General features: G+C 60.3%; 18 protein-coding genes. 9 read left to right on the forward strand and 9 right to left on the reverse strand.

Annotated features, from left to right (window positions below; all coding sequences use genetic code 11):
• The first annotated feature begins 167 nt into the window (after positions 1-167).
• From ACVWVP_RS14480 to pcp, 3 genes are read left to right on the forward strand one after another with little or no spacing between them, the layout of a single operon-like run.
• A complete protein-coding gene (locus ACVWVP_RS14480) occupies positions 168-884 on the forward strand; it encodes a DUF969 domain-containing protein (protein WP_178924420.1) in 717 nt (238 codons plus the stop codon).
• Positions 881-1,831, forward strand: coding sequence for a DUF979 domain-containing protein (locus ACVWVP_RS14485; protein WP_178924418.1), 951 nt, complete (start codon positions 881-883; stop codon positions 1,829-1,831). Before ACVWVP_RS14480 ends, ACVWVP_RS14485 begins: the two co-directional genes overlap by 4 nt.
• An 8-nt stretch (positions 1,832-1,839) precedes the next feature.
• On the forward strand, positions 1,840-2,481 hold the full coding sequence (gene pcp / locus ACVWVP_RS14490; protein ID WP_457406703.1) for a pyroglutamyl-peptidase I: 642 nt from the start codon (positions 1,840-1,842) through the stop codon (positions 2,479-2,481).
• Between the two features lie 21 nt (positions 2,482-2,502).
• Here the strand turns inward: pcp and ACVWVP_RS14495 are convergent, their stop codons facing one another.
• The 4 genes from ACVWVP_RS14495 to ACVWVP_RS14510 form a co-directional block, all read right to left on the reverse strand.
• Positions 2,503-3,903, reverse strand: a complete 1,401-nt coding sequence (locus tag ACVWVP_RS14495) for a heavy metal sensor histidine kinase (RefSeq protein WP_457406705.1) — start codon at positions 3,901-3,903, stop codon at positions 2,503-2,505.
• Positions 3,900-4,571, reverse strand: coding sequence for a heavy metal response regulator transcription factor (locus ACVWVP_RS14500; RefSeq protein ID WP_016970977.1), 672 nt, complete (start codon positions 4,569-4,571; stop codon positions 3,900-3,902). Before ACVWVP_RS14500 ends, ACVWVP_RS14495 begins: the two co-directional genes overlap by 4 nt.
• A gap of 42 nt (positions 4,572-4,613) precedes the next feature.
• Entirely contained in the window at positions 4,614-4,874 is a 261-nt protein-coding gene (locus tag ACVWVP_RS14505; protein WP_259173583.1) for a DUF2790 domain-containing protein, read from the reverse strand.
• Positions 4,875-4,985: 111 nt separating this feature from the next.
• Positions 4,986-5,756 (reverse strand): alpha/beta fold hydrolase, encoded by a 771-nt coding sequence (locus tag ACVWVP_RS14510; RefSeq protein WP_178924410.1) that lies wholly within the window; start codon positions 5,754-5,756, stop codon positions 4,986-4,988.
• 217 nt (positions 5,757-5,973) lie between these two features.
• On the opposite strand from ACVWVP_RS14510, the gene ACVWVP_RS14515 reads away from it, so the two are divergent.
• Positions 5,974-6,651, forward strand: a complete 678-nt coding sequence (locus tag ACVWVP_RS14515) for an HAD family hydrolase (RefSeq protein ID WP_259173574.1) — start codon at positions 5,974-5,976, stop codon at positions 6,649-6,651.
• Positions 6,652-6,662: 11 nt separating this feature from the next.
• On the opposite strand, the gene ACVWVP_RS14520 is transcribed toward ACVWVP_RS14515, so the two are convergent.
• A complete protein-coding gene (locus ACVWVP_RS14520; RefSeq protein WP_259173573.1) occupies positions 6,663-6,947 on the reverse strand; it encodes a hypothetical protein in 285 nt (94 codons plus the stop codon).
• A 569-nt stretch (positions 6,948-7,516) separates the two neighbouring features.
• Complete coding sequence (gene csrA, locus ACVWVP_RS14525) at positions 7,517-7,711, reverse strand: carbon storage regulator CsrA (protein ID WP_003192511.1); 195 nt, start codon at positions 7,709-7,711, stop codon at positions 7,517-7,519.
• Between the two features lie 262 nt (positions 7,712-7,973).
• Between csrA and ACVWVP_RS14530 the strand changes: the two genes are divergently transcribed.
• The gene (locus ACVWVP_RS14530; RefSeq protein WP_178924497.1) at positions 7,974-8,339 is read left to right on the forward strand and encodes an SPOR domain-containing protein; all 366 of its coding nucleotides are present in this window, start codon (positions 7,974-7,976) and stop codon (positions 8,337-8,339) included.
• Between the two features lie 31 nt (positions 8,340-8,370).
• Here the strand turns inward: ACVWVP_RS14530 and ACVWVP_RS14535 are convergent, their stop codons facing one another.
• From ACVWVP_RS14535 to ACVWVP_RS14545, 3 genes are all read right to left on the reverse strand, one after another.
• Positions 8,371-9,060 carry an endonuclease gene (locus tag ACVWVP_RS14535; protein ID WP_457406709.1) on the reverse strand — a complete coding sequence of 230 codons (690 nt, stop codon included), beginning with the start codon at positions 9,058-9,060 and terminating at the stop codon, positions 8,371-8,373.
• 4 nt (positions 9,061-9,064) lie between these two features.
• Positions 9,065-9,316 (reverse strand): DUF1654 domain-containing protein, encoded by a 252-nt coding sequence (locus ACVWVP_RS14540; RefSeq protein ID WP_259173557.1) that lies wholly within the window; start codon positions 9,314-9,316, stop codon positions 9,065-9,067.
• A 176-nt stretch (positions 9,317-9,492) separates the two neighbouring features.
• Positions 9,493-10,581 carry an asparaginase gene (locus ACVWVP_RS14545; RefSeq protein WP_457406712.1) on the reverse strand — a complete coding sequence of 363 codons (1,089 nt, stop codon included), beginning with the start codon at positions 10,579-10,581 and terminating at the stop codon, positions 9,493-9,495.
• A gap of 554 nt (positions 10,582-11,135) precedes the next feature.
• Here ACVWVP_RS14545 and ACVWVP_RS14550 point away from each other — a divergent pair.
• From ACVWVP_RS14550 to ACVWVP_RS14565, 4 genes are read left to right on the forward strand one after another with little or no spacing between them, the layout of a single operon-like run.
• A complete protein-coding gene (locus tag ACVWVP_RS14550) occupies positions 11,136-12,092 on the forward strand; it encodes a sugar ABC transporter substrate-binding protein (RefSeq protein WP_259173554.1) in 957 nt (318 codons plus the stop codon).
• A 57-nt stretch (positions 12,093-12,149) separates the two neighbouring features.
• Positions 12,150-13,703: a sugar ABC transporter ATP-binding protein gene (locus ACVWVP_RS14555; RefSeq protein ID WP_176998750.1), complete on the forward strand. Its 1,554-nt coding sequence runs from the start codon at positions 12,150-12,152 to the stop codon at positions 13,701-13,703.
• A complete protein-coding gene (locus tag ACVWVP_RS14560; RefSeq protein ID WP_176998751.1) occupies positions 13,700-14,677 on the forward strand; it encodes an ABC transporter permease in 978 nt (325 codons plus the stop codon). Before ACVWVP_RS14555 ends, ACVWVP_RS14560 begins: the two co-directional genes overlap by 4 nt.
• Positions 14,678-14,680: 3 nt before the next feature.
• Positions 14,681-15,703, forward strand: coding sequence for a LacI family DNA-binding transcriptional regulator (locus tag ACVWVP_RS14565; RefSeq protein ID WP_178925167.1), 1,023 nt, complete (start codon positions 14,681-14,683; stop codon positions 15,701-15,703).
• Positions 15,704-15,706: the final 3 nt, after the last annotated feature.

Consider the following 15,706-nt stretch of genomic DNA (forward strand, 5'->3'; position numbering starts at 1 on the left):
GTTGGACACCCCCGTCCCCAAGCAGCAAAGTTGCCGCCACTGACGCTCGACCTTCAAGGTCAACAATAAAAAACCGCGCCGGGCTGCACGCCACCTTCATGCTGTGAACCCTTGGTTCACAACCTGCTATCACGGCGCCGCAGCGCGCATTCAAGGACCTCACCGTCATGCAAACTGTTGTGAACCTATGGCCGTTGATCGGCGTACTCGTCATCGTGGTTGGCTTTGTCTTGCGCTTCAATCCGCTGCTGGTGGTCACCGCAGCCGCCATCGCCACCGGGCTGGCAGCGCAGTTTCCGCTGGAGAAAATTCTCGCCAGCATGGGTGAAGGTTTCCTTCAGACCCGCGCCCTGCAACTGATCCTGTTATTGCCCCTGGCGGTCATTGGCCTGCTGGAGCGCCATGGCCTGCGCCTGCACGCACAGAACTGGATCGCGCGGTTCGAGCGTGCGACGGTCGGGCGTCTGCTGATCATCTACCTGTTTGTGCGCGAATCCACCGCGGCCATGGGCTTGACCAGCCTGGGTGGGCATCCGCAAATGGTGCGCCCGTTGCTGGCGCCGATGGCGGAAGGCGCGGCGGAAAAACGCTATGGCAAGCTGCCGGATAAACTGCGCCACAAAGTGCTGGCCATGTGCGCGGCGACCGACAACGTCGGCCTGTTTTTTGGCGAGGACATCTTCGTCGCCTTTGGTGCGATTGCACTGATGCACACCTTCCTGCTGGGCTCAGGTATCGACGTGGAGCCCCTGCACATCGCCGTGTGGGGCATCCCGACGGCGATCTGCGCCTTCATCATCCACGCGATCCGCCTGCATCGATTTGACCGAAGGCTCACCCGCGACATGACGCCGGCAGCCACCTCGGCGGAGGCTGCGCAATGATCATCTCCATTCAATACCTGTACTGGCTGGCCGGTGTGTTGCTGCTGATCACGGCGGGCATGATCCTGCTGGATCGAACCCACCCCAAACGCTGGTCCACTGCGTTGTTCTGGTTACTCTTCGCCATCCCGTTTTTGGTGGGCGAGCGCCTGCCGCCGGTGGTCATTGGGATGGGCGTGGTGGTCATGGCGCTGATCGCAGGGTTGGGTGGTGTAGGGCGCGGGGCCCATGGCCAATTGCACGACAAGGCTGCCCGCGCCAGTGCCGGTCGCCTGGGCCACAAACTGTTTATTCCGGCGCTGGCGATCCCGTTGACCACGGTGATTGGTTCTGTACTGCTCAAGAACACCCAAATCGGCGGCGTGGCGTTGCTGGACCCGAAGAACACCACGTTCGTCTCCCTCGGCATTGGCTGCCTGATCGCCCTTGGCCTGGCGTGCTGGCTGACCCGTGACACGCCGGTGCAGGCCCTGCGCGAGTCACGACGCCTGACCGAAGCCTTGGGCTGGGCCATGGTGCTGCCGCAGATGCTGGCCATGCTCGGGCTGTTGTTCAACGAAGCCGGGGTCGGCACGGCGGTAGCGCATGTCACCACCACTTACATCAACCTGGATTTCAAGCTGGTCGCGGTGATGGTTTATGTGCTGGGTATGGCCTTGTTCACCGTGATCATGGGCAACGGCTTTGCCGCGTTCCCGGTGATGACCGGAGGCGTGGGTGTCCCTGTGCTGGTGGGGATCTATGGTGGTAACCCGGCGGTGATGGCTGCGATCGGCATGTTTTCCGGCTACTGCGGTACGCTGATGACGCCGATGGCGGCCAACTTCAATATCGTGCCGGCAGCGTTGCTCGAGTTGCCCGACAAGAATGCCGTGATCAAGGCGCAGCTGCCGACCGCCTTGATGATGCTGGTGGTCAATATTGTCCTGCTCTACCTGTTGATGTGAGGCTAACGATGCACACTGTTTTGCTGACGGGCTTCGAGCCCTTTGATCAAGACGTGGTAAACCCTTCCTGGGAGGCGGTTCGCCAGCTGGATGGCATGCAAGTCGGTAGCGATGTGCAAATTGTTGCGCGTCGACTGCCATGCGCTTTTGCCACGGCGGGAGATTGCCTGGTTCAGTTGATCGACCAGTTGCGACCGTCGATGGTGATTGCGACAGGTCTGGGGCCTGGGCGTAGCGATATTTCAATCGAGCGAGTGGCAATCAACCTTAACGATGCGCGAATCCCGGATAACCTGGGGGCGCAGCCGATTGATACGACCGTGGTGCCTGATGGGCCGGCTGCCTATTTCTCCACGTTGCCGACCAAGGCCATGGTCAGGGCTGTAAGAGAGGCGGGCATTGCGGCTTCAGTCTCGCAAACGGCAGGGACCTTTGTGTGCAACCTGGTGTTCTATCGATTGCAGCACGCGTTGGTTGAGTCTGGCGTGCGCAGTGGCTTTATTCATGTGCCAAACCTGCCGGAGCAGGTGATGGAAGCGGGGCAGCCTTCGATGGCGCTGGAAACGGTGGTTGAAGGCTTGCGGGTGGCAGTCTTGGCGGCCTGGCAAACAACAGTGGATATCAGTGAAGCGGGCGGGCAGGTCAGTTGACCGGCCCGTGGCGCGGAGCTGTCACGCTTCCCGACGCGGAAAGAACAATTCGAACCGCGTCACTCCCGCCTCACTGCTCACACTGTACCGCCCGTTATGCAACTGCATGATGGTCGCCACGATCGACAATCCCAGCCCGTTGGACTGAGCCGAACGTTCCCGCGACTCATCCACCCGGTAGAAGCGTTCAAACAGCCTGGGCAAATGCTCCGCCGCAATGGTTTCCCCTCTGTTGCTGACGCTCAGGTTGATGCCTTCGGCGTTCGGCACTGCCGCAATCACCAGCTCGGAACTCGGCGCGCCGTATTTGATGGCGTTGGCACACAGGTTGGCCAGGGCGCGGCGCAGCAACATCGGCTCGGCCCAGATCACGCCGTCACCTTGCGCGAGAATGCTGATGTCCACATCGCTCGCCGGCCCTTCGAAGTAATCGGCCATGCGCTCCACTTCGTCGGCTGCGCTCAGCTCCTGGCGCTGGCGCAAGGCGCTGGCGGGGTCGGTGCGGGCCAGGAACAGCATGTTGTCGAGCATCCGCGCCAGGCGTTCGAGTTCTTCGACGTTGGAGGCCAGCAGTTGCTGGTAGCTCTCGATGCTGCGGTGCTGTTGCAGCGCCACCTGGGTTTCCCCCAACAGGTTGTTGATGGGGGTGCGCAGCTCGTGGGCCATGTCGGTGGACACTTGGCCCAGTTGCACAAAGCCCTTGGCTAACCGCTCAAGCATGGTGTTGAAGGAGTCGATCATCGGCAGCAGTTCTTTGGGCGCACCGTGGCTATCGAGGCGTTCGGCCAGGTTGCCCACGCCGATGCCTTGGGCGTGCTTGGCCAGGCGCCGCAGAGGCACGAGACCGCGGTGGACCAACAGGTAACCCACCAGGGCGAGGATGATCGCGGCAATGGTCGCCAACACAAATACGCTCAGGCGATAGCTGGCGAGCATGGCCGTGCGTTCGGTCATCAAGCGCCCGGTGGTGACCTGCAGGCTGCCCAGGTCGCCGGAGTCGATGGAGGCGGCCACGGTTGCGAAAGGCACGCCATTCACGCCAGGCAAATGGTGCACGTCGGAAAAGCCCAGCTCATGGCCCCGTGGCACCGGGGTCACGGTAGGCATTTCGATGTTGCCCGGGTTGACCAGCAGCAACGGTGTCTGGCCCGGTGCCGCGATACTCAGCACTGACTCGCTGTTGCCCAGCATGTTCTGGAACAGCTCCGGCTTGGTCTTGATCAGGTCCAGCGTGTTGCTGTCGTTGAGCAGGTTGCGCAACTGGTCTGCGCGATAGATCAGCGCGGCGTCGTCACGTTTGATCAACTCGCGTTCCAGCTCGCGATACAACGCCACGCCCAGGGTGGCCAGGAGCGCAAAGGCGAGCAAGGCGAAGATCAACGCCAGGCGCTGGGTCAGGGAGTAATGGCGAGTGCGGTTCATGGCTGGGTATCGAAGCGGTAGCCAATGCCCCGCACGCTGTGGATCAACTTGAGCTGGAACGGGTCGTCGATTTTCAGGCGCAGGCGCCGCACGGCCACGTCCACCACATTGGTGTCGCTGTCGAAATTCATGTCCCACACCCGCGAGGCGATCATCGAGCGCGACAGCACCTGGTCCTGGTGCGTGGCGAACAGATGCAGCAGGGCGAATTCTTTGTTGGTCAGGGTAATGCGCGTGCCGGCGCGGGTGACGCGGCGCTTGAGCACGTCGATTTGCAGGTCGGCGATCTGCAGCTGTTCCTCTTCGCGGCTGGGGCCACGACGGGTCAGGGTACGCAGGCGTGCGACCAGTTCGGCGAAGGAAAACGGTTTGATCAGGTAATCGTCGGCACCCAGTTCCAAGCCCTTGATGCGGTCGGCGATGTCATCGCGAGCGGTCAGAAACAACACGGGCGTATCCGCTTCCTTGCGCAAGCGACGCAACACTTCCCAGCCGTCCATTTTTGGCATCATCACGTCCAGTACAATCACGTCGAACGGCGTTTCCAGCGCCTGGTGCAACCCGTCCACGCCATCACGGGCGAGGCTCACGGAGTAGCCCAGTTCTTGCAGGCCATTGAGCAGGTAATTGCCGGCCTTGGGTTCGTCTTCGACTACGAGAATATTCATGGGTAGTGCCTTGGTTCGTCGCGTTGCGCAAGTGTAGCCCGATCAATTGTCACTGGCGCAACCGATGCCTTGCACCTGGTAGTCCAGCACGTGTTCGCGACCCTGGTGGTCCAGGTAGTCGAGGCGGGCGGGGACGATGCCGCATTGGCCGTAGGTGTCGGTGCTCGACAGCACTTTGTCGACATCCAGGTGGACAAAGAAGCCGACCTTGTCGTGGATCACGTTGGTGGCGGAGGCGGTGTCGGCAGCAAACACTGAACCGGTGGCGAGCAAAGCGGCAAAGCCGAGGATAAACAGTTTCATGGCGGTATCTCTCTTTAAGGGTTGGCTGCCAGGTCCTGGCAGTGAGTTCACGGTAACCAGGTGACGCAAACAGCCAGCCAACAGGATGATGACAAGTTCGTAATGAAGGGCTTAAGGCTGGCGGCCGGACGCTTCGAGGATCAGGTCGGTGATTTCCTTGGCGTGGGAGACCAGCGACAGGTGGCTCGACGGCAGCTCAATGGTGGTGGCGTTCATGCGCTTGGCGAGGAAGCGCTCCAGGTCCGGGTTGATGGTCTGGTCATTGGCCGACACTGCGTACCAGGACGGCTTGGTGTGCCAGGCGGCGTTCACCGTGCGGCCGCTGAACAAGGTCTTGGTGATGGGTTGCTGCACGGCGTACAGCTCAAGGGCCTTGGCCCGTGGCACGTCGGCGGCGAAGTACTTGAGGAACGCGTCCTGGTTCAGGGTAAGGTAGCCATCGTGGTCTTCCACGCCGGCACGTACTGGCATGGTCGGGTATTTGGCCGAGAGGGCGACGAAGTCTTCGTTGGCGTCCGGCGCGCGGGCGGCGACGTACACCAGCGAGCTGACTTTCGGGTTCGCGCCAGCGTCGCTGACCACGGTGCCGGCGTAGGAATGGCCGACCAGCACGGTAGGGCCGTCCTGTTGATCGAGTACGCGATTGGTCGCGGCAACGTCATCGGCGACCGAGGTCAGCGGGTTTTGCACCGCGGTGACGTGCAGGCCGGCGGCTTGCAGGCGAGTGATCACTTCGGACCAGCTCGACCCATCGGCCCAGGAGCCATGCACCAGTACCACGTTGTTGGCTTTGACCGGCGCGACGGTGCCGGCCATGGCGGTGCCGGTACCCAGCATCAACAGGCTGGCGGCGATCAGGCAAAGTTTGCTTGCAGGCTTCATGGGTGGACCCTTTTTCATCAGTGGGAAGTGGCGTCAACCGGTGTGGCTGACTGACGACTCCACTGTATGAAGTGAGGGTGCTGCCTAGACTGACAGCTTCATTACAAAGCTGTAATCCAATCGGCCCGGTTTGCGCCGTCGTCGTTTACAAGCGCGGGTGTGATCCGTAGATTGCATCGGGCCTTTTACGTGTCCCTGCCCAAGAGGAAGTCCAGCAGTGTCCATCTCCGCCCCTGCCATTTTTGCCCGACGTTACCGCGCCTTTCTGTTCGACATGGACGGCACCTTGCTCAATTCAATCGCGGCAGCCGAGCGCGTGTGGAGCATTTGGGCGGCGCGTCATGGCCTGGATGTGGCGGCGTTCCTGGCAACCATTCACGGGGCAAGGGCCATCGATACCATTACTCGCCAGGCGTTGCCGGGCGTTGATCCAGAGGTTGAGGCGCAGTGGATTACCGAGGCTGAAATCAAGGATGTCGAGGGGGTCGTGGCGATTCCTGGTGCTGTCGAGTTCCTGAAGGGCTTGCCTGGCGATCAATGGGCGTTGGTGACCTCTGCGCCAAGGGAACTCGCGTTGCGACGCCTGCTAGCGGCCGGTATCAGCCCGCCGTCGGTGCTGGTGACCGCCGAGGATGTGGCAGTGGGCAAGCCGGATCCGGCGTGTTATGTGCTGGGCGCGCAGCGTTTGGGCGTGCCGGTGCAGGATTGCTTGGTGTTCGAAGACGCAACGGTCGGTATTCGGGCGGGGGAGGCTGCGGGGGCAGATGTGGTCGTGGTGACGTCGACGCACCTGAAACCAATGCACACGCCGCACCTTTCGATCGATGGGTATGGGCAGTTGCAGGTACGGCGCGACGATGGCGGGTTATTGTCGATATCGAACCGTGTGGGCTGAGGCTCCGGCTGCTAGTGGCCCTCGTTGCTGTCGAGAGGCGATGTTTGTAGCCGGCTGCTCTTCATGCCCTGGCGCGACAGCACCATCTCCCTGAGGATTTCATTGGCGAGCCGGGCAATGGCTTCGGCACCACGATAGTGCGCGCGGACGATGCCGGTGATTGCGAAATGATCTGTTTCGGGACCACTGAGAATGGCCGACAGCGTGCCGTCGGCGTGCAGCGTGCAGGCGATCTTGTAACTGGGCAGGCGCGCTGCCAGTGCGGATTCGATTTCGGATTTACTCAGGGTATCCATCTGTTTTTGCGCCTTTTACGGACCGTGCAAACCCAAGCATAGAACTTGCCGTGAGGCTGTAAATACCCCGCGATCCAATCGCGATGCAGGGCCTGTCAGCGTGCGGTTTTAGGGCGTGAGGCGTGGAGCGCACGCTGGCACAGTTTGCGCTGGACGGCCCTCTGGATTGGCTTCAGGCAGAACATGAACAGGTAGGCACAAAGGAATAACGTCAGGTCCAGCCAGGAGTGGGCCTGGCGTGCGTCAGCCGTCTGAACTTTACACCTCAAGCCATATTCCAGCCCCACGAAGGCCAGTCCTATCAGCAGCGTGATCGCCCAGGACCTAGATGCAAAGGGCTGCGCAGTGCTTCGCCTCATCGATATGCTCCCGGGTGCACTCGGATGGCAGGGAGTGGGTCAGGAGTTTCGGCTACAAATGGCGCAACAAGTTCCGGGTGTTAAAACAGTTTCATCTTGCGGAGAAGTCAGGGGGAGGGGGCACTGATCACGCGATAGCGCCGTAAACAGTCCAAAAGGGGTTTTCGCCAGCCGTTACAGTGAACGAAAGGGCTGGCTACTGAGGGGGCATCAAGGCGTCTGGTTTTTATCCGGAGCAGTCAGGCCAGCCTGGATGCGCTGGTAAATCTCCTCGCGATGCACGGCAACATCCTTGGGAGCGTTGATGCCGATTCGTACTTGCTGGCCGCTGACGCCCAGGATGGTGATCGTGATGTCATCACCGATGTTTATGCTTTCACCAACTTTGCGGGTGAGTATAAGCATGGACTTCTCCTTGATTACTTTTAAGGACACATGTTTCAGACAGGGCAGGTGTCGGATGTGTGTAGCTTACTGCTAAGCGCTTCCCTGTGACTGCCTCTTTTAAGACGCATAGAGGCGACATTAATTCCCATGGCGGCATCATACAGGTCTGCGGTACATCATTCGCATTGTTTAAGCCAACGTTTATGACGGCCAGAATAGACAGTGAATGATAAAGTTGCCTCTTTATCCTTAAAGGAGCAGGGCAGTGCGTAAAGTAGCGATGGCAATTGCGGTGTTGGCCTTGGCCGGTTGCGGTGAAGGCAAAAGCGTCGACGCCCCCAAGGCCAAGCCTGCCGTGACCGAAAGCCAGCCACAGACCGGCGCTATTGCTGCCCAGGAATGGGATGTATGGGTGGGCCCGCCGGATCACAAGCTGCAGGCGCTTACCGACCTGACCGCCTGGCTGCTGGAACATGGTTTCAATTTTTATATCGTGAAGGAAGACGGCAAGGACCAGGTATTGCTGGGGCCGTTCGCCAGCAAGTCCGAAGCCGAAGCCAAGCAGGCGCTGTTGACCGAGAAGCTGGCCCGCGCCAAGAAAAACGATACCGAGTCGCAGGTCATCGAACACAAGACCGCGCAGTAAGCGGAAGGCTGGGCGGGTTACCCGCCCCCTTTCAGCCGCAGGCCTTGAGGTTCACCGGGCCGACAAATTCGTTGCCGCGCCCCATCACGCAGGCGACAGTCTGGTTGCGCTGGCGCTCCCAGGGTTGCACCGGGTAGGTCTTGTTCCAGGCTTCATAGAGTTGGCGATCCTGTTTTGACAGGCGCAAACCGTACTGTTTGCTCATATAGAAATAGGTGCGGGCGATCATGCCTCGGATGGAAGGGCGCGGCATCACCTTCTTGGCCTTGAAATCCACCTGAGTCAGGCAGGAGCCGTACTGCCCGCTTTGCACCGGCAACCAGCCAAAACTGAAGTTGTTACGGTCGCCATTCACCTCGCCGATACTGGGAACCAGATTGTGCAGGTCGGCCTCGGCGCGCTTGAACACATCATCGTGTCGTGTGCAGTTCTTGCGTCCTCCAGCTTGCCAGCACTGGCGTTGATGGCCGATCTGCCAGGCCGGGACGATGTGTTCCCACTCGATACGAGCGGCGCGGTTGGCGTTTTTGCGCGGGACGTAACCACAGGCTTTCAGGTCTACCCGATTACCGTTGTATTTGCAGCCGCAGTAAAACTCAGTGGATTGTGGGGCGTAGAGTTTCCAGGCGACCTTCTTGGCCTCGCTGAAGGTTCGGGGCGCCTGGGCGTGGGCGGTGACGGCAAACAACAAGCAAACCACAGCGGTAAAACGGATACTCATTGAATCAATCTTCCTTCGGCACAACCCAGAAAATCTGCACGCCGCCGTCATCCCGGTAGGCGAGGGTGACGTTGTCGTTCTCCGCGATTTCTTCCAGCAGCCGTTCCCATTCCTCCTCCGGCTCATCCGGTAGACGAAAGATCAGGGCGGCCTTGGCTTTCTGCGCGGGGGTCGAGTTGATGATCTTTTGCACCCGAATGGCCAGGCGCTCGTAGGCATCAGGTGGAGTCGGCAGTGCGGAAGAGGACGTTGCCACGGAGAATTCCTTAATGAGCTGTACGTGCATACAGTATTTAACTGTGGGCAATTTCGCAACTGCTTAAACTTCAGGAGTTAGATCTGACGGCTGTTTGGGCGAATTCATGCAGGCGGGGTGTAGGGGGGGAGGTGGCATGGGCGGATCAACCGCCCGTGCCGAGAGGTTGTCAGGAATCAATATTCCCAGAACATCCGTTGCAGCTCTTTGCTGTCCTGAGTCTTGGTCAGGGCAACCATGGCCAGGATCCGTGCTTTCTGCGGGTTCAGGTCATGGGCGGCAACCCAGTCGTACTTGTCGTCAGGCTGTTCGGCATTGCGCAGAACGAAGCCGCCGGCATTCACGTGGGAAGAACGGATGATCTGCACGCCTTGCTTGCGCAGTTCCTGCAGGGCCGGTACGACCTTGGACGACACCGAGCCATTGCCGGTGCCGGCATGGATGATGGCTTTGGCGCCAGCCTGGGCCAGGGCCTTGACGGCGGTGTCGCTCACGTTGCCGTAGCCGTAGGCGATTTCAACATCGGGCAGGCTCTTGATGGTCTTGATGTCGAACTCGGAATCCATGGTGTGGCGCTTGGCAGGCAGGCGGAACCAGTAGGATTTGCCTTCGACCACCATGCCCAGTGGGCCCCATGGGCTCTTGAAGGCTTCGGTCTTGATGTTGATCATCTTGCTGACGTCACGACCCGACTGGATCTCGTCGTTCATGGTGACCAGTACGCCTTTGCCACGCGCGTCTTTGCTGCCGGCGACGGCCACGGCGTTATACAGGTTGAGCATGCCGTCGGCCGACATGGCGGTGCCTGGGCGCATCGAGCCGACCACGACGATTGGCTTGTCGGTCTTTTCGACCAGGTTCAGGAAGTAGGCGGTTTCTTCCAGGGTGTCGGTGCCGTGGGTGATCACGATGCCATCCACGTCCTTGCTGTCGGCCAGTTCGGCCACGCGGCGACCCAGTTGCAGCAGGTTTTCGTTGTTGATGCTTTCAGATGCAATTTGCATCACTTGCTCGCCGCGAACGTTGGCGATCTGGCTAAGCTCAGGAACACCGGCGATCAATTGTTCGATGCCAACCTTGGCCGCCTGGTAGGTGGCACTGTTGGCCGCGCTGGCGCCAGCGCCGGCAATGGTGCCGCCGGTGGCAAGGATGACCACGTTGGAAAGTTTGGCCTTGGTTTCAGCTTCCTTTGCCTGGGCGGCAAGGGGGAACAGCAGCAGGAGGGCTAACGCGCCCGGAACAAAGTTCTTCAGTGCAGATTTCATTATTTTTCTCTCTGGTTTTTGATGAGTGCTGGTGCAGGTTCATCTAGAACACCCGGGCAGTTCTGAATGCCTCGAGGTGCAGGGAAAGAGCAGGATTTGTACCAGGCCGATTGTGTCTGTGGTTATAAATTAACTTATTGATTTTAATCAGTTTGTTTTTGATTTTCGGATTTTCAGTTTGAGTGGGTGTCCGGCTTTCCGAACGTTAGGGTAGGCTGGCGTTCGGTTGTCCGAAAACGTGCTCGGTCAGCGTCAGGGGCTGGCGGCGCCGCCTGTCGTTTTAGAGAACGACCCAAGCAGTTGAAGGTTTAACAGGATCAACCATGGGGCCCGAGGACCGGGGTGGGAGGGCGTGGATGAAAGGCTGTTTTCTCCCGTTGACAAATCTCGACAAGGTTCTCATAGTTTGGTGTAACGCAAACGTTTGCGAGATGTTTCACGATGCACCCTTGGCGTATCGTGACAGCTCGTATCAGCCACCCGGGTGGGCCGGCTGCCGAAGCGTTCTTCGGTGCAAGCGTTGCTCACAATAATCATAAGATCGGAGTGAACCCATGAAGCTGCCATTTGCTGGACGTCTTCTTGCTGTCGCTGTGCTTGCTGCCGCATCCGCTGCCCTGCCTCTCTCCTCTGCATTTGCCGATGACGCCGCCAAACCCAAGGTCGGCCTGGTCATGAAATCCCTCGCCAACGAATTCTTTGTCACCATGCAAGACGGTGCCAAAACTTACCAGAAAGAACATGCCGCCGATTTCGACATGATCACCAACGGGATCAAGAACGAAACCGATACCAGCGCGCAGATCGATATCGTCAACCAGATGATCCTCGCCAAAGTGAACGCGATCGTGATCGCCCCTGCCGACTCCAAGGCACTGGTCACCGTGCTGAAGAAGGCTTCGGATGCCGGTATCAAGGTCGTCAACATCGACAACCGTCTTGACCCGGACGTGCTCAAAAGCAAAAACCTCGACATCCCGTTCGTAGGCCCGGATAACCGCAAAGGCTCCAAGCTGGTTGGCGATTACCTGGCCAAGCAGCTTTCCTCGGGGGACAAGGTCGGCATCATCGAAGGCGTTCCGACCACCACCAACGCCCAGCAACGTACCGCAGGCTACAAGGATGCGATGGACGCTGCCGGCATGAAGATCGTCTCCACCCAGTCCGGTAACTGGGAGATCGACCAGGGCCAGAAAGTGGCCTCCGCCATGCTGAGCGAGTACCCGGACCTCAAGGCCTTGTTGGCCGGTAACGACAACATGGCTCTGGGCGCCGTTTCTGCCGTACGTGCGGCAGGCAAGGCCGGCAAAGTGCTGGTGGTAGGCTACGACAACATCGAAGCCATCAAGCCGATGCTGCAGGACGGCCGTGTCCTGGCCACCGCCGACCAGGCTGCGGCCCAGCAGGCTGTGTTCGGTATCCAGAACGCACTCAAGCTGGTCAAGGGTGAGAAAGTCGATGCCAAAGACGGCGTGATCGAAACCCCGGTCGAACTCGTCCTCAAGAAGTAATCCTGGCAGCACCCAACAGCGCCCGCTTGTCCTGAGCGGGCGCCTGGAGATTTTCCTATGTCATCTTCCGCCCCGAACGCTGTCCTCTCGGTCAGCGGTATCGGCAAGACCTATGCCCAGCCGGTTCTGTCCGACATCACCCTGACGCTCAACCGTGGGGAAGTGCTGGCGCTGACCGGTGAAAACGGCGCTGGTAAAAGCACCTTGTCGAAGATCATCGGCGGGCTGGTCACGCCCACCACCGGGCACATGCAGTTCAATGGCCAGGACTTCCGTCCGGGCAGCCGCACCCAGGCTGAAGAGCTGGGCGTGCGCATGGTCATGCAGGAACTCAACCTGCTGCCGACCCTGACCGTGGCTGAAAACCTGTTCCTGGACAACCTGCCCAGCCACTGTGGCTGGATCAGCCGCAAGCAACTGCGCAAGGCCGCCATCGAGGCCATGGCCCAGGTCGGTCTGGACGCGATTGACCCGGACACCCTCGTCGGTACCCTGGGTATCGGCCACCAGCAGATGGTGGAAATCGCCCGCAACCTGATTGGCGATTGCCATGTGCTGATCCTCGACGAACCCACGGCGATGTTGACCGCCCGTGAAGTCGAGATGCTGTTTGAACAAATCACCCGCCTGCAGGCCCGCGGCGTGGCGATCATTTATATTTCGCACCGGCTCGAAGAACTCGCCCGTGTCGCCCAGCGCATTGCGGTACTGCGTGATGGCAAGCTGGTCTGTGTCGAGCCGATGGCCAATTACAACAGTGAGCAACTGGTCACCTTGATGGTCGGTCGCGAACTGGGTGAGCAGATCGACCTGGGGCCGCGCACTATCGGCGGCCCGGCCCTGACGGTGAAAGGCTTGACCCGCTCGGACAAGGTCCGCGATGTGTCCTTTGAAGTGCGTGCTGGCGAGATCTACGGCATTTCCGGCTTGATCGGCGCCGGACGCACTGAATTGCTGCGCCTGATCTTCGGTGCTGACCTGGCAGACAGCGGTACCGTTGCCCTGGGGTCTCCAGCCCAGGTGGTGAGCATCCGTTCGCCGGTGGACGCGGTCGGGCATGGCATCGCCCTGATCACCGAAGACCGCAAGGGCGAAGGCTTGCTGCTGACCCAATCCATCAGCGCCAACATTGCCTTGGGCAACATGCCGGAAATCTCCGGCGGTGGCGTAGTGAATGCACGCGATGAAACAGCGTTGGCCAAGCGACAGATCGATGCCATGCGCATCCGCAGTTCCAGCCCGGCCCAACTGGTGTCCGAGTTGTCGGGCGGTAACCAGCAGAAGGTCGTAATTGGCCGCTGGCTGGAGCGTGATTGTGCGGTGATGCTGTTCGACGAGCCGACCCGCGGCATCGACGTGGGGGCCAAGTTCGACATTTATGCCTTGCTCGGCGAACTGACTCGCCAGGGCAAAGCGCTGGTGGTGGTGTCCAGTGACTTGCGTGAGCTGATGCTGATCTGCGATCGCATTGGTGTGCTCTCGGCCGGGCGCTTGATCGAGACATTCGAGCGCGACAGCTGGACCCAGGATGAATTGCTCGCCGCCGCCTTTGCCGGCTATCAGAAACGTGATGCGCTGCTCAACGACGCAGTGCTTAGGGATACCCCATGAAAACAACAACTTCCCCTGGTAAAACCGGCGGCAATTTCTACGGCCTGGGCACTTATCTTGGGCTGGCGGGTGCGTTGCTGGCGATGATTGCGCTGTTCTCGGTGCTCAGCGATCACTTCCTGTCCTATGACACTTTCAGCACCCTCGCCAACCAGATTCCGGACCTGATGGTGTTGGCGGTGGGGATGACGTTCATCCTCATCATTGGTGGCATCGACTTGTCCGTAGGCTCGGTGCTGGCACTGGCTGCGTCGGCGGTCAGCGTGGCGATCCTGGGCTGGGGCTGGAGCGTATTGCCGGCCGCTGTGCTCGGCATGGGCTGTGCGGCATTGGCCGGTACTATCACCGGTTCGATCACCGTGGCGTGGCGGATTCCGTCGTTTATCGTGTCCCTCGGCGTGCTGGAAATGGCCCGCGGCGTCGCTTACCAGATGACGGGCTCGCGCACGGCGTACATCGGTGATTCCTTCGCCTGGCTGTCGAACCCGGTGGCGTTCGGCATTTCGCCATCGTTTATCATTGCGCTGCTGGTGATCATCGCGGCTCAGTTGGTGTTGACCCGTACGGTGTTCGGTCGTTACCTGATCGGCATCGGCACCAACGAAGAGGCCGTGCGCCTGGCGGGGATCAATCCCAAGCCCTACAAGATCCTGGTGTTCAGCCTGATGGGGCTGCTGGCCGGCGTGGCGGCACTGTTCCAGATTTCACGCTTGGAAGCGGCTGACCCGAATGCTGGCTCCGGCCTGGAGCTGCAGGTGATCGCCGCCGTGGTGATCGGCGGCACCAGCCTGATGGGCGGGCGCGGTTCGGTCATCAGCACCTTCTTTGGTGTGTTGATTATTTCGGTACTGGCGGCTGGCCTGGCGCAGATCGGTGCCACGGAGCCCACAAAACGCATCATTACCGGTGCCGTGATCGTGATCGCCGTGGTCCTCGATACCTACCGCAGCCAGCGCGCCAGTCGGCGAGGCTGAACCATGGCAACGATCAAGGATGTGGCAGCGCTTGCAGGTATTTCCTACACCACGGTGTCCCATGTAGTGAACAAGACGCGCCCGGTCAGCGAGCCTGTGCGGATCAAGGTCGAGGCGGCGATCAAGCAACTGGACTATGTGCCGAGTGCGGTTGCGCGCTCGCTCAAGGCCAAGACCACCGCCACCATCGGCCTGTTGGTGCCCAACAGCCTCAACCCGTATTTCGCGGAGCTGGCGCGGGGCATCGAGGATTACTGCGAGCGCAATGGCTACTGCGTCATCCTTTGCAACTCCGACGACAACGCTGAAAAGCAGCGCAACTATTTGCGTGTGTTGCTGGAGAAACGCATCGACGGCTTGATCGTGACTTCGGTGGGCGGTGACGACAGCGGCCTCGCGGCCGGCTTGAGCGCGGTGCGCACGCCCATGGTGATTGTCGACCGGGCACTGGACGGTATTGATGTCGACCTGGTGCGCATCGACCATGAAGAGGGTGCCTACCTGGCAACCCGGCATTTGCTTGAGCTTGGCCACCGGGACATTGCCTGCATCGGCGGCCCGGGGCACACCCGCGTGGCGCAGATGCGTCTGGCGGGCTATCACCGTGCGCTGCGTGAGGCGGGCGTGGAAGTGGCAGCGGGGCGCACCGAAGAAAGCGATTTCACCAGCACCGGTGGTTATGCCGCAGCGGTGAAGCTATTGGCGCAGAACCCGCCGAGCGCGATCTTCGCCAGCAACGACATGATTGGCTTCGGCGTGTTACGCGCAGCGGCCGAGCGCAACATCCGCGTGCCGGGCGAGCTGTCGGTGATCGGTTTTGATGATATTCAAATGGGCCGCTACGTGTACCCGGCGCTGACCACGGTCGGGCAGTCGATCGTGCAACTGGGCGAGACGGCGGCCGAGCTTTTGCTGCAACGAATTGCAACCCCCCAACTGCCGATCGATCAACGCATCGTGACGCCGAGTATTGTGTTGCGAGAGTCCACGGCACCGTTTGCCGGGGTTTTCGCCCAATACCGCTGAACC

This window comes from Pseudomonas sp. TE24901 (assembly GCF_054058375.1).

Coding starts and splice junctions, on each gene's coding strand:
- ACVWVP_RS14480 (WP_178924420.1), top strand. CDS start 168: ATGCAAACTGTTGTGAACCTATGGCCGTTGATCGGCGTACTCGTCATC.
- ACVWVP_RS14485 (WP_178924418.1), top strand. CDS start 881: ATGATCATCTCCATTCAATACCTGTACTGGCTGGCCGGTGTGTTGCTG.
- pcp (WP_457406703.1), top strand. CDS start 1,840: ATGCACACTGTTTTGCTGACGGGCTTCGAGCCCTTTGATCAAGACGTG.
- ACVWVP_RS14495 (WP_457406705.1), bottom strand. CDS start 3,903: ATGAACCGCACTCGCCATTACTCCCTGACCCAGCGCCTGGCGTTGATC.
- ACVWVP_RS14500 (WP_016970977.1), bottom strand. CDS start 4,571: ATGAATATTCTCGTAGTCGAAGACGAACCCAAGGCCGGCAATTACCTG.
- ACVWVP_RS14505 (WP_259173583.1), bottom strand. CDS start 4,874: ATGAAACTGTTTATCCTCGGCTTTGCCGCTTTGCTCGCCACCGGTTCA.
- ACVWVP_RS14510 (WP_178924410.1), bottom strand. CDS start 5,756: ATGAAGCCTGCAAGCAAACTTTGCCTGATCGCCGCCAGCCTGTTGATG.
- ACVWVP_RS14520 (WP_259173573.1), bottom strand. CDS start 6,947: ATGGATACCCTGAGTAAATCCGAAATCGAATCCGCACTGGCAGCGCGC.
- csrA (WP_003192511.1), bottom strand. CDS start 7,711: ATGCTTATACTCACCCGCAAAGTTGGTGAAAGCATAAACATCGGTGAT.
- ACVWVP_RS14530 (WP_178924497.1), top strand. CDS start 7,974: ATGGCAATTGCGGTGTTGGCCTTGGCCGGTTGCGGTGAAGGCAAAAGC.
- ACVWVP_RS14535 (WP_457406709.1), bottom strand. CDS start 9,060: ATGAGTATCCGTTTTACCGCTGTGGTTTGCTTGTTGTTTGCCGTCACC.
- ACVWVP_RS14545 (WP_457406712.1), bottom strand. CDS start 10,581: ATGAAATCTGCACTGAAGAACTTTGTTCCGGGCGCGTTAGCCCTCCTG.
- ACVWVP_RS14550 (WP_259173554.1), top strand. CDS start 11,136: ATGAAGCTGCCATTTGCTGGACGTCTTCTTGCTGTCGCTGTGCTTGCT.
- ACVWVP_RS14555 (WP_176998750.1), top strand. CDS start 12,150: ATGTCATCTTCCGCCCCGAACGCTGTCCTCTCGGTCAGCGGTATCGGC.
- ACVWVP_RS14560 (WP_176998751.1), top strand. CDS start 13,700: ATGAAAACAACAACTTCCCCTGGTAAAACCGGCGGCAATTTCTACGGC.
- ACVWVP_RS14565 (WP_178925167.1), top strand. CDS start 14,681: ATGGCAACGATCAAGGATGTGGCAGCGCTTGCAGGTATTTCCTACACC.